The organism is Pseudomonas sp. PDM30, assembly GCF_019218985.1.
GTDB lineage: Bacteria > Pseudomonadota > Gammaproteobacteria > Pseudomonadales > Pseudomonadaceae > Aquipseudomonas > Aquipseudomonas jessenii.
In genome coordinates, this window is sequence record NZ_JAHUWM010000002.1 from 586,082 (window position 1) to 598,769 (window position 12,688).

The 12,688-nt window shown below is 60.8% G+C and carries 9 protein-coding genes; 1 reads left to right on the forward strand and 8 read right to left on the reverse strand.

All coding sequences use genetic code 11. The annotated features are described in order from the left end of the window. Positions 1–23 precede the first annotated feature (23 nt). The 5 genes from KW840_RS06700 to betI form a co-directional block, all read right to left on the reverse strand. Positions 24–1,361: a TldD/PmbA family protein gene (locus KW840_RS06700; protein WP_218494725.1), complete on the reverse strand. Its 1,338-nt coding sequence runs from the start codon at positions 1,359–1,361 to the stop codon at positions 24–26. Next, on the reverse strand, positions 1,361–2,803 hold the full coding sequence (locus KW840_RS06705; protein WP_057712977.1) for a TldD/PmbA family protein: 1,443 nt from the start codon (positions 2,801–2,803) through the stop codon (positions 1,361–1,363). The genes KW840_RS06700 and KW840_RS06705 overlap by 1 nt, the downstream gene beginning before the upstream one ends. Before the next feature lie 284 nt (positions 2,804–3,087). Beyond that, positions 3,088–4,788, reverse strand: a complete 1,701-nt coding sequence (gene betA, locus KW840_RS06710) for a choline dehydrogenase (protein WP_218494726.1) — start codon at positions 4,786–4,788, stop codon at positions 3,088–3,090. 204 nt (positions 4,789–4,992) lie between these two features. Then, entirely contained in the window at positions 4,993–6,465 is a 1,473-nt protein-coding gene (gene betB / locus KW840_RS06715) for a betaine-aldehyde dehydrogenase (protein ID WP_057712979.1), read from the reverse strand. A 62-nt stretch (positions 6,466–6,527) separates the two neighbouring features. Then, a complete protein-coding gene (gene betI / locus KW840_RS06720; protein WP_007985937.1) occupies positions 6,528–7,121 on the reverse strand; it encodes a transcriptional regulator BetI in 594 nt (197 codons plus the stop codon). Positions 7,122–7,502: 381 nt separating this feature from the next. Between betI and KW840_RS06725 the strand changes: the two genes are divergently transcribed. After that, positions 7,503–9,443, forward strand: a complete 1,941-nt coding sequence (locus tag KW840_RS06725) for a BCCT family transporter (protein WP_224795436.1) — start codon at positions 7,503–7,505, stop codon at positions 9,441–9,443. A gap of 153 nt (positions 9,444–9,596) precedes the next feature. Here KW840_RS06725 and choV read toward each other — a convergent pair whose 3' ends face one another. From choV to KW840_RS06740, 3 genes are all read right to left on the reverse strand, one after another. Further along, complete coding sequence (choV, locus tag KW840_RS06730; protein WP_047534342.1) at positions 9,597–10,775, reverse strand: choline ABC transporter ATP-binding protein; 1,179 nt, start codon at positions 10,773–10,775, stop codon at positions 9,597–9,599. Beyond that, complete coding sequence (gene choW, locus KW840_RS06735; RefSeq protein ID WP_057716544.1) at positions 10,772–11,617, reverse strand: choline ABC transporter permease subunit; 846 nt, start codon at positions 11,615–11,617, stop codon at positions 10,772–10,774. The genes choV and choW overlap by 4 nt, the downstream gene beginning before the upstream one ends. A gap of 66 nt (positions 11,618–11,683) precedes the next feature. Next, positions 11,684–12,631, reverse strand: a complete 948-nt coding sequence (locus tag KW840_RS06740; RefSeq protein ID WP_057712981.1) for a choline ABC transporter substrate-binding protein — start codon at positions 12,629–12,631, stop codon at positions 11,684–11,686. Between the last annotated feature and the right edge of the window lie 57 nt (positions 12,632–12,688).

The following is a 12,688-nucleotide window of genomic DNA, read 5'->3' on the forward strand; positions in this document are numbered from 1 at the left end:
CCCGGTGTTCCGGGAGTTTGTGGTTACAGCGTTAATGTGAGCCGGTTTACCAACGCCCCCGGCAACAACGCCGACGCCGTCGCCCGCTGGCTGTACGTACTCGCCGACAGCAACAACTCCCGCTCCTGGGTCAACGCTTCCAGCTGCGAACCGAGCAGGCTGAAGGCGCTGTCATCAAATCGCATGGTGCTGACCGGTGCCTGAATCACGCCGTTTTCGACCCAGAACGTGGCAAACCGGGTCATGCCGGTCAGGCGGGCGGCCGGTTGATCCGAGAAGTTCAGGTACCACAGGTTGCTGATGTACAACCCGGTGCCCAGTTGCTTGAGGATGTCCGCGTCAGGCAATGCCCCGGCCTTCATGTTCAGCGCGCTCGGTGATTCACCGCCGCTGGCGCCATTGGCGGTCAAGCCGTATTCCGCGGCGCTGCGCGAGCTGACCAGTTGTGCCCCGGCCTTGCCGTCCACGATCAACCCCAGGTCGCTGCGTGGATAACCTTCATCGGAAAACGCCGGGCTCAGCGAGCCGCTGACTTTTTCATCCAGCGAGACCAGCGGGCTGAACGTGCTGTCGCCACCGTAGAGCTTTTGCAGCGGGCTGCTTTTGCTGGCAATCGACTGTGCAGAGAATCCCCCCCAGCACAGCATGCCCATGATTTCTTCCAGCGCCGCCGGTGCCAGGTAGGCGCGGTATTGGCCGGGTGCCAAAGTGCGCAGCGGCCGGCCCAGAAACTCAAGCTGCTCGCGGGCTTGCTGGAAGCGTCTGGCAAAGCCTTCGCTGTTCCAGTCGTGCCCGGCGTAGCTGGCTTTCACGGCCTGGCCATTCTCATGGAACAGGCTTAAGTCGAAATTGAAGCTGTTGGCCTGATGCCAGCCGAAGGCACCCGAAGAACTGGCAAAGCCGCGACTGATCGGTCCGGCAGCGTAGAAACCGACAAGATCCAGGCCTTCGGCAGCCTGGGTGATTTGCGCGACCACCTGTTCGGTGTCCGGCAGTGGATGCGACTGCACGTTGTTGCTCTGCCAGCCATTGTGGTTGAGCAGTAAGTAAGGATCCGGAGGCAGCAGCGGCAAGGTTTCCCGCAGCTGTTGCAGGCCTTCGGTCAAACGTCGCAGATCAACCTGGGGATCGCCGGCCAGGGTGATGTTCAGGTCGGCATGGCGGCCTTCGTTGATCAGCTTCAAGCCGATACTCGCCTGCTGCACCTGACCGGCCTGACGCACCTTAGCGTGGTTGAAACGCACGAAGGCCGACGACTCGGCGGCGTAGCTGAGGGTGAACTGCTCGGGCTCTTGCAGGGCTGCACGCAGGCTGTTGACCAGCGCCTTGAACGACGCGGACTGGCTGTTTGAAGGATTCATCAGGCGTCTCCTCCGAATACATCAACGTTGCTGAACACGCAGGCCGGTGACGCGTGGCCGACGCGGATCACCTGGTTCGGTTCGCCCTTGCCGCAGTTCGGTGTGCCGAGGACCTTGAGGGTACCGGCATCGCCGACGGCGCTGAGGCTTTTCCAGAACTGCGCGGAGATGCCCCTATAGTTGGGATTCTTCACCACGCCCTTGAGTTCGCCGTTTTCGATCAGTTGGCCCCATTCGCAGCCGAACTGGAATTTGTTGCGGGCATCGTCGATCGACCATGAGCGGTTGGTCGACATCAGCACGCCGTGTTCGATGCCAGCGATCAGTTGTTCGATGGACTGATCGCCGGGCTCGATATTGAGGTTGGCCATGCGGTCGATGGGTGGGCGGTTCCAGCCGCAGGCGCGGCTGTTGGCGACGCCGTCCATGCCGGCACGGAATTGCGACAATGCACCGCCCAGCGGGCGCAGCAACAGGCCTTCGCGGATCAGGAACTGTTTGCTGGCGGGCGTACCGTCGTCGTCATGACCGTAACTGGCGAGTTCCTCGGGGATGTCGGGATCGAAGGTCACGTTGAGCAGGCCGGAACCGTATTGCAGGTGGCCGAAATCGCTGGCTTTGACGAAACTGGTGCCGGCGTAATTGCGCTCGTCGCCGAGAATGCGGTCCAGTTCCAGCGGATGGCCGATGGATTCGTGGATTTGCAGCATCATCTGGTCGGGCATCAGCAGCAGGTCGCGCTTGCCTTGCGGGGTGTTTGGCGCCAGGAGTAATTGCAGGGCCTGATCGGCCACCTGGGCACCGGCACCGATCAGGCCGCAGCGGCTGATGACGTCCGCCGCGCCTTGCTGGCCGAAGTTCTCGCGGCCAAGGCTGCGGGTCTGGCTGTCGTTGCCGTCGTAGGCCGTGACGTCCAGGCCGGGGTACACAAAGCGTTGGGCCTGGCGCAGTTCGGCGCCGGCGCTGTTGAGGTAGATCTGCTCGACGTGGGTGATACCCAGGCTGACCTGCCAGTTCACCAGGCGCTCGTCCTTGGGCACGGCGGCCGACTCGGTGCCAAGCAGTTGGAAGCAGTCGCTCAGGGACGGGAAGGCCTGGTCGAGGTTGGGTGAAAAGTAATCGGCGCGGTCGCTGGAAACAGCCTGCTCGCGCAGGTCCAGCAAGGCGTGGGGCTTGAGTCGACGGGCCTGGAATTCGGCGCGTTCGAGAGCGGCTTGCAAGCCCTGTTGCGACAGGTCGTTGGTGGCCGCATAGGCCTCGACGCCATTGACCCGCACGGTCAGCATCGCCCCTTCGTCACGGCTCAAGCTCGGTGGTTCGGCGACGTTCTTGCGCACCGACAGGTACTGCCCGGATTCGCGTACATAACGCAGGGAAAAGAATTCAGCACCCGTGCGCAAGGCAGCGAAGCGCTGCTTGAGCTGGGGGTAGAAATCGAACATTCGTGAACCTCCTGGGTATGGAGTGGCGATGGAGCGGTGCTGCGAGGGGAGAGGTGAAACGATTGCGTGGCGCTAGATTAGGCCTGCGAGGGGGGAGGATCAAGGGTGAAGCGGTGTAGAGAGGGATTATCGGGTTCGGCCGGAAGATGTGTGTTGGTTGTCAGGGCCCCATCGCGAGCAAGCTCGCTCCCACAGTAGTCCGGGCTGGATCACAAATCTGCAATCCAACCCGAAACCTGTGGGAGCGAGCTTGCTCGCGATTGGCCGTGACGCGGTGTAGCGACTTATGCAGTCTGGCTCACTTCCCGCACCGGCTTGCCCTTCACCGGCGCTTCACCCGCCACATAGTAAGTGGCGGTGCTGCGCGGCAATGGCTTGCGACCACGGATCTTGTCGGCGATTTTCTCGGCCATCATGATCGTCGGTGCATTGAGGTTGCCGGTGGTGATGATCGGCATGATCGACGCATCGACCACACGCAGGCCTTGCATGCCATGCACGCGACCTTCGCCATCGACCACGGCCATTTCGTCGGTGCCCATCTTGCACGAGCAGGACGGGTGGAACGCGGTTTCGGCGTGTTCGCGGATGAACTTGTCCAGTTGCTCGTCGGTTTGCACCTCGATGCCCGGGCTGATCTCGCGACCGCGGAAGGCGTCCAGTGCAGGTTGCTGCATGATTTCCCGGGTCAGGCGGATGCCGTCGCGGAACTCTTGCCAGTCCTGCTCGGTGGCCATGTAGTTGAACAGGATGCTCGGGTGCTGGCGCGGATCCTTGGACTTGGCCTGGATGCGCCCGCGGCTTGGCGAACGCATGGAGCCCATGTGCGCCTGGAAGCCGTGCTCTTTCACACCGTTGCTGCCGTTGTAGTTAATCGCTACCGGCAGGAAGTGGTACTGGATGTTCGGCCATTCGAACTCTGGACGGGTACGGATGAAACCGCCGGCTTCGAACTGGTTGCTGGCGCCGATGCCGGTGCCGTTGAACAGCCACTCGGCACCGATGGCCGGCTGGTTGTACCAGAGCAGCGACGGGTACAGCGAGACCGGTTGGGTGCAAGCGTATTGCAGGTACAGCTCAAGGTGATCCTGCAGGTTTTCACCGACGCCCGGCAGATCGTGGACCACCGGAATGTCGAGTTTGTTCAGCAGTTCGGCAGGGCCCACGCCGGAGCGCTGCAGGATCTGCGGCGAAGCGATGGCGCCGGAGCACAGCAGTACTTCCTTGCGCGCCTTGACTTCAACGCGCTCCTCGGCAGCGCCGACCAGGTAACGCACGCCGACCGCACGCTTGCCTTCGAACAGGATCTTGTCGGTCAGGGCGTGGGTGACGATGGTCAGGGTCGAACGCTTCTTGGCGACGTCCAGGTAGCCACGGGCGGTGGAGGCACGACGACCTTTCGGCGTCACGGTGCGGTCCATCGGGCCGAAGCCTTCCTGCTGGTAGCCGTTCAAGTCTTCTGTGCGCGGGTAACCGGCCTGCACGCCGGCTTCAACCATGGCGTGGAACAGCGGGTTGTTGCCGGCTTTCGGCGTGGTCACGCTGACCGGGCCGTCGCCACCGTGGTAGTCGTTAGGGCCGATGTCGCGGGTTTCCGCTTTACGGAAATACGGCAGGCAGTCCAGGTACGACCAGTCCTCAAGGCCTGGCAATTTTGCCCAGCCGTCGTAATCCATGGCGTTGCCGCGGATGTAGCACATGCCGTTGATCAGCGAGGAACCGCCCAGACCTTTGCCGCGACCGCACTCCATGCGACGACCGTCCATGTGTGGCTCTGGATCGGTTTCGTAGGCCCAGTTGTAGCGACGGCCTTGCAGCGGGAACGCCAGGGCGGCCGGCATCTGTGTGCGGAAATCGGAACGGTAGTCCGGGCCGCCTGCTTCGAGCAGCAGGACGGTGACGCCTGCGTCTTCGGTCAGACGGGTCGCCAGGGTGTTACCGGCAGAGCCGGCACCGATGATGATGTAGTCGAATTCTTGGGACATTGAATGCACCCTCTTTGAAGTTGGTCAGGTCGCGGTCGCTGGGACACTGCACAACCTGTGGCGAGGGGGCTTGCCCCCGTTCGGCTGCGCAGCAGTCGTAAAATCAGCGACTGCTTTCTATCTGAAGACTTGCGGTGTCTGGAGAGGGGGCTGCTTCGCAGCCCAACGGGGGCAAGCCCCCTCGCCACAGAGACCTCGCAGTACTTAGAACACCGAGACGTAATCGCCCAGCTCGACCTGTACCGATTTGATGCGGGTGAAGTTGTTCAGCGAACTGATGCCGTTCTCACGGCCGACACCCGACTGCTTGTAGCCACCGACCGGCATCTTCGCGTCGGATTCGCCCCAGGCGTTGATCCAGCAGATACCGGCTTCCAGCTGATGAATCACACGGTGGGCGCGGTTCAGGTCCTTGGTGACGATACCGGCGGCCAGGCCGAAGTCGGTGTCGTTGGCGCGGCGGATCACTTCTTCTTCGGTTTCGTAGGAGAGGATCGCCATCACCGGGCCAAAGATTTCTTCACGGACGATGGTCATGTCGTCGGTGCAGTCGGTGAACACGGTCGGCGCCACGAACGCACCCTTGGCGAATTCACCGTCGGTCAGGCGCTCACCGCCGCACAGCAGGCGGGCACCTTCTTCCTTGCCCTTGGCGATGTAGCCCAGCACGCTTTCCATGTGCGCAAAGCTGACCAGCGGACCGAAGTTGGTGTTTTCGTCTTCCGGGTTGCCGATGCGGATGCGCGCAACGCGCTCAGCGATCTTGGCTTCGAAAGCGGCCTTCAGGTGAGCCGGTACGAACACGCGAGTGCCGTTGGTGCAAACCTGGCCGGAGCTGTAGAAGTTGGCCATCATCGCGGTGTCGGCGGCGCGATCGAGGTCGGCGTCGTCGCAGATGATCAGCGGCGACTTGCCACCCAGTTCCATGGTCACGTCCTTGAGCGAAGAGCTCGAAGCGCTGGCCATGACTTTCTTGCCGGTATCAGTGCCGCCGGTGAACGAGACTTTCTCGATGCGCGGGTGTTCGGTCAGCCAGGTGCCGACTTCACGGCCGCTGCCGGTCAGGACGTTGAACACGCCATTTGGTACGCCGGCTTCGGTGTAGATCTCGGCCAGTTTCAGGGTGGTCAGCGAGGTGACTTCGCTTGGCTTGAAGATCATCGCGTTACCGGCCGCCAGGGCTGGTGCGGATTTCCACAGGGCGATCTGGATCGGGTAGTTCCACGCGCCGATACCGGCCACGACGCCCAGCGGCTCGCGACGGGTGTAGACGAACGAAGTGGTGCGCAGCGGAATCTGCTCGCCTTCGATGGCCGGTACCAGGCCTGCGTAGTACTCCAGCACGTCAGCGCCGGTGACGATGTCGACGTAGCGGGTTTCGGAGTAGGCCTTGCCGGTATCCAGGGTTTCCAGGGCGGCCAGTTCGTCGTTGCGCTCGCGCAGGATTTCCACGGCACGACGCAGGATGCGCGAACGCTCCATGGCAGTCATGGCGGCCCAGATCTTCTGGCCCTTTTCGGCGCTGACGACGGCGCGTTCGACGTCTTCCTTGGTAGCACGTTGCACTTTTGCGAGGACTTCACCGTTAGCCGGGTTGATGGCTTCGAAAGTGGCGTCGCTGCTGGCGTCGCTGTACGCGCCATCGATGTAGAGTTTTTGCAGTTCGAAACGGGCCATAAAGTCCTCGCAAGAGCATTAAGTGGCTGGCGCGGTTCGGTGGTTGAGCGTTTATGTGTGCTCTAACTCACCCGCTTGGCCAGTTGGGTATCCATGTATTCGTAAGCAATCTGTTGCGCCTGCTCGGTGTCGAAAGCATCTCCCGACAACGCGCCGCGCAACCACAGGCCGTCGATCAACGCTGCCAGGCCTCGGGCGGCACTGCGCGCATCATTGAGCGGCAGCACGCGGCGAAACTGGCAGCACAGGTTGGAATACAGACGGTGATCGTTGATCCGCTGCAACCTGTGCAAAGACGGCTGGTGCATGCTGGTGGCCCAGAAGGCCAGCCAGGTTTTCATTGCCGGGCCATTGACCTGGCTGGCGTCGAAGTTGCCTTCGATGATCACCTGCAGATGAGCCCTCGGGCTGTCATCTGTCAGCGCCTGTCGGCGCAGGGTGACGTTCTCGCTCAGGACGGTCATCAGGTACCCCATGGTGGCGGCGATCAGGCCATTCTTGTCCTGAAAGTAGTGACTGATGATGCCATTCGAGACACCGGCCAAACGGGCGATCAGCGCAATGCTGGCGTCCCCCATTCCGACCTGATCGACGGCCTGCAAAGTGGCTTCGATCAATTGCTGGCGGCGGATGGGTTGCATACCGACCTTGGGCATCTTGCACATCTCCTTAGGCCTTCCCGCAGACGCAGAACGTCCATCGGCTTGAGGGCCAGTCTATTTTGTTTTGATTGAACGTTCAATCAACAAAGAATAAGATCTGCGACAAATCGTCGCTGCTTACAGATTTTTCCTACATGTAAATGGCGGCAAACCGACATCCGAAATAGCTCGAAGCCTATACGCCACGGCGTCTCAAGGGCTTCGGGCTTTTTTCGGGCTGTCTTTATATCACCCGCCGGTCGGCTGCCCACTAACCGATTGGTCGGGTAACTCGTTTGTCTTGCGTTCTTCTCTCGCACTGCCCGGAGCATCTGTGCCATGAGTTCTGCCTCGCTAATAAAGACCCCACCCGAGAAGGTGACGGTCAACGGTTGGGTGTTCTACACCTCTACCGCGTTGATTCTGTTGTTGACCGCCATTCTGATCATCGCCCCGCAAGAGGCCGGCAGAATGCTGGGTACGGCGCAAGCCTGGTTGTCCCGCAGCTTCGGCTGGTACTACATGGTGGTGATCGCCGCCTACCTGATTTTTGTCGTTGGTCTGGCGTTTTCGTCCTACGGCAAATTGAAACTGGGCAGCAAGGACGACACCCCGGACTTCAGCTACGGTGCCTGGGCGGGGATGCTGTTCTCCTCGGGTATCGGTATTTCGCTGCTGTACTTCGGCGCGTCCGAGCCGCTGGACCACTACTTCAACCCGCCGGAAGGCGTGGCTGGCAGCAACCTGGCGGCCCGTCAGGCGGTGCAGTTGACCTTCCTGCACTGGGGCTTGCATGGCTGGGCGATCTACGCGCTGGTCGGCCTGGCCGTGGCGTACTTTGCCTACCGGCACAACCAGCCGCTGGCGTTGCGTTCGGCGTTGTATCCGCTGGTGGGAGAGCGTTGGGTCAAGGGCGCGGCCGGGCACGCGGTGGACGGTTTCGGCATGTTCGTGACCCTGCTGGGGCTGGTGACGAACCTGGGGATCGGTTCGCTGCAAGTGTCGTCGGGTCTGGAAAACCTGTTCGGCATGGAGCACAGCAACACCAACCTGCTGATCGTGATCATCGTGATGAGCACCGTGGCGACCATCGCTGCCGTGTCGGGCGTGGAAAACGGCATCCGCCGTCTGTCCAACCTCAACATCGTGCTGTTCAGCGGCCTGCTGATTTTCGTCCTGTTGTTCGGCCCGACCTTGCACCTGCTCAACGGCTTCGTACAGAACGTCGGCGACTACCTGAACGGCGTGGTGCTGAAGACTTTCGATCTGTATGTGTACGAAGGCGACAGTGAGAAGTCCGACCGCTGGCTGGGCCTGTGGACCCTGTTCTACTGGGCCTGGTGGATTTCCTGGGCGCCATTCGTGGGCATGTTCATCGCGCGTATTTCCCGTGGTCGCACCGTGCGCGAACTGGTGGCCGGCGTGCTGCTGATTCCGCTGGGCTTCACCCTGGCGTGGCTGTCGATCTTCGGTAACTCGGCCCTGGACCTGGTGATGAACCATGGGGCGGTGGAGCTCGGGAAGACGGCGCTGGAACAGCCGTCCATGGCGATCTACCAGTTGCTTGAGCATTACCCGGCGTCGAAGGTTGTGATCGGCGTGTCGATCTTTGTCGGTTTCGTGCTGTTCCTGACCCCGGCGGACTCCGGCGCGGTGATGATGGCCAACCTTTCGTGCAAGGGCGGCAATGTCGACGAAGACGCGCCGCACTGGCTACGGATCTTCTGGTCGGCGGTGATCACCCTGGTGACCATCGGCCTGCTGTTCGCCGGCAACTTCGAAGCCATGCAAACCATGGTGGTGCTGGCCGGTCTGCCGTTCTCGGTGGTGCTGGTGTTCTTCATGTTCGGCTTGCACAAGGCCATGCGCCAGGACGTGCAGATCGAACAGGAGCAAGCGGAACTGGCGGCACGTGGTCGCCGTGGCTTCACTGAGCGTTTGACCCAGTTGGACCTGCAACCGAGCCAGTCGGTGGTCCAGCGCTTCATGGACAAGCACGTGACTCCGGCGCTGGAAGATGCGACGGCGCAAATGCGTGCCCAAGGTCTGGAGGTTCAGACGCTGCTGGGCAAGTCCAAGCGTTGCATGGGCGTACGGGTCGAGATGGAAGAGGGCAACCCGTTTGTCTACGAAGTCAGCCTGGATGGCTACCTGGCCACGCCAACCGAATCGGCTCAGTCCGATGAGGCGCGTCAGCGTTACTATCGTGCCGAGGTGTATCTGCACAACGGTAGCCAGGACTACGACTTGATGGGCTTCACCCAGGATCAGATCACCCGTGACGTGCTCGATCAGTTTGAAAGCCATCGGCAGCTCCTTGGCCGGGTTTATAGCTAAGGTGTGAGGAACTGCGGTGCAGTGAATGCACCGCAACCCCCTGTGGGAGCGGGCTTGCTCGCGAAGGGGCCATCGGCCGCAAAGCTGCATTACCCGATATCCCCACAAACAAAAACGCCGCGATACTCTCGCGGCGTTTTTGTGTCTGTTGCCTTACCCCAGGTTCTTGCCGAGCAGTGCGTGATACAGCTCGCTGTCGCCAAGAATCCCCACTACATGGTTGTTATCGTGCAGCACCAGTTTGTTGCCGGTCTGATAACGAATCTGCAGCGCATCGCGCATGCCGATGTTCGAGTCCACCAGGGTTGGCCGACGACCCAGGCCTTCAACAGCCTGACCCGGTACCCAGTTCTGCAGATCCAGAGCAGAACCGTTTTGACGCGCCCCTTTGATAGTGTTGCCTTCCGCCAGGTCCAGCCACGAATCGCCGCCCGGATCGAGGCACACCGAACCGTTGATGCGTTTGCAGTTGTCCAGGGTGCGCATCAGGCTGCGGCCGCACAGTACGTTCAGCGGGTTGGTGTGGGCCACGAAGGTCCGCACGTAGTCGTCCGCCGGGTTCAGCACGATCTCTTCCGGCACACTGTACTGGATGATCCGGCCGTCTTTCATGATCGCGATACGGCTGCCAAGTTTCAGGGCTTCATCGAGGTCGTGGCTTACGAATACGATGGTCTTGCTCAGCTTGCGTTGCAGTTCCAGCAGCTCGTCTTGCAGACCCTGGCGGATCAGTGGGTCGAGCGCCGAGAACGGTTCGTCCATCAACAGGATGTCGGCGTCCATCGCCAAGGCACGGGCCAGGCCCACGCGTTGTTGCATACCACCGGACAGCTCGTTGGGTTTCTTGTTGCGCCACTGGGTCAGGCCCACCAGCTCCAGCTTGTCGTCCACCAGCTTGCGGCGTTCCTTCTCGGGACGACCCTGCATCTCCAGACCGAAGCTGATGTTCTCGCGAACGGTCAGCCAGGGCATCAGGGCGAACTTCTGGAACACCATCGCAATGCGCTTGGTGCGCATCATTTTCAGTTCTGCCGGGGTGCAGGAGGCAATGTCGATCTGCTTGCCTTCGTGCTCGACGAACAGCTTGCCGCGGCTGACGGTGTTGAGGCCGTTGATGCAACGCAGCAGGCTGGATTTACCGGAGCCGGACAGGCCCATCAGTACGCAGATCTCACCTTTTTCGATGTCCAGGCTGGCTTTTTCAACACCTACAATCTGCCCGGTCTTTTTCAGGATCTCGTTACGGGTCATGCCTTGATCCAGCAGCTTGAGTGCCTCGCGTGGATCCTTGGAGAAGATAACGTCAACGTTATCGAAGCGAATAATGCTCATGCGTCACCCCCTACTTTGGCGTCGGGTTGTTTGCAGATACGGTCGAGCATGATCGCCAGCAGTACGATCGCCAGACCTGCTTCGAAGCCCAGGGCGATATCAGCGGTATTCAGTGCGTTGACCACGGGTTTGCCCAAACCGTCGGCGCCAACCAGTGCCGCGATCACCACCATCGACAACGACAGCATGATGCACTGGGTGATGCCGGCCGCGATGCTTGGCATGGCATGAGGCAGTTCAATTCGCGAGAGCAATTGACGGCGCGAGCAGCCAAAGGCCTTGCCGGCGTCCATCAATTCTTCCGGGACATCGCGAATACCCAGGTAGGTCAGGCGGATGGGCGCGGCAATCGCGAACACCACCGTGGAGATCAGACCCGGGACCACACCCAGCCCGAAGAGGGTCAGGGTAGGAATGAGGTACACGAACGTCGGTACGGTCTGCATCAGATCGAGTACCGGACGCATTAAAGTATAGAACATCGGTTTGTGCGCGGCGACGATGCCCAGCGGCACGCCGATGATCACGCAGACCAGGGTGGCGAACAACACCTGGGCGAGGGTTTCCATGGTCTCCTGCCAGTACCCCAGATTGAGGATCAGCAGAAAGGAGGCAACGACAAACGCTGTCAGGCCCCATTTGCGTTGAATGAAGTGTGCCAGTAGTGCGATTACGCCGATCAGTACCAGCGGGTTGAACCAGGTCAGCGCAAACGTCACGCCGTGGATCATCGTTTCCAGTGACACGGCGATGGCGTCGAAGGTGTTGGCGCCGTGTTGCGTCAACCATTCAACGAAGCCCGCGATGTACTGGCCTAAGGGGATTTTCTGATCAATCAGCATGGTAGTGAACGTCCGCATGCAAGGAAATAAACAGCCCGGACGGCCGAGGCCGCCCGGCATAAGCGATTACTTGGCCAGTTTGGCTTTCACGGCCTCCAGGCCTGGTTTACCGTCAATGGTGGTCACGCCAGCGAGCCAGGTATCGAGCACCTGTGGATTGTTTTTCAGCCAGGCCTTGGCGGCCGCGTCAGGCTTCATCTTGTCGTCCAGGATGTTGCCCATCAGTTCGCTTTCCATGTCGACGGTGAACTCCAGGTTCTTCAGCAACTGACCAACGTTGCTGCACTCCTGCGCGTAACCCTTGCGGGTGTTGGTCGCCACGGTGGCGGCACCGAAGTCGGGGCCGAAGAAGTCATCGCCACCGGTCAGGTATTGAATTTTGAAGCGCTTGTTCATCGGGTGCGGCGCCCAGCCGAGGAACACCACGGCGGTGTCGCGTTTCTGTGCGCGGTCGACCTGCGACAGCATGCCTGCTTCGGAGGATTCGACGACTTTGAAACCGGCGGTCTTCAGACCGAAGGCATCCTTGTCGATCATGCTCTGGATCAGACGATTACCGTCGTTGCCAGGCTCGATGCCGTAGATCTTGCCGTCGAGCTCTTTCTTGAATTTGGCGATGTCGGCGAAGTCATGCAGGCCCTTGTCGTACAGCGCCTGAGGGACGGCAAGGGTGTACTTGGCGCCCTTGAGGTTGGTGCGTACGGTTTCCACGGTGCCGGCATCGCGGTAGGCCTTGATGTCGTTTTCCATGGTCGGCATCCAGTTGCCCAGAAACACGTCCATGTTTTTGCCGTCGGCCAGGGACTTGTAGGTCACGGGCACGGAAATCATGGTGGTCTTGGTCTTGTAGCCGAGGGCGTTGAGCACGACGCTGGTGGTCGCGGTAGTCGCGGTGATGTCGGTCCAGCCGACATCGGAGAAGTTTACGGTACTGCACTGCGCCGGTTCTGCGGCTTGCGCCAGAACCGGCAGACTAAGCATGGCGGCCAACAACAACGACGGGGAACCTTTCATGGATGGACTCCTTGGTGTTTTTTTTGGCAGTGTTCCGACTGGACCACCGCACTTATA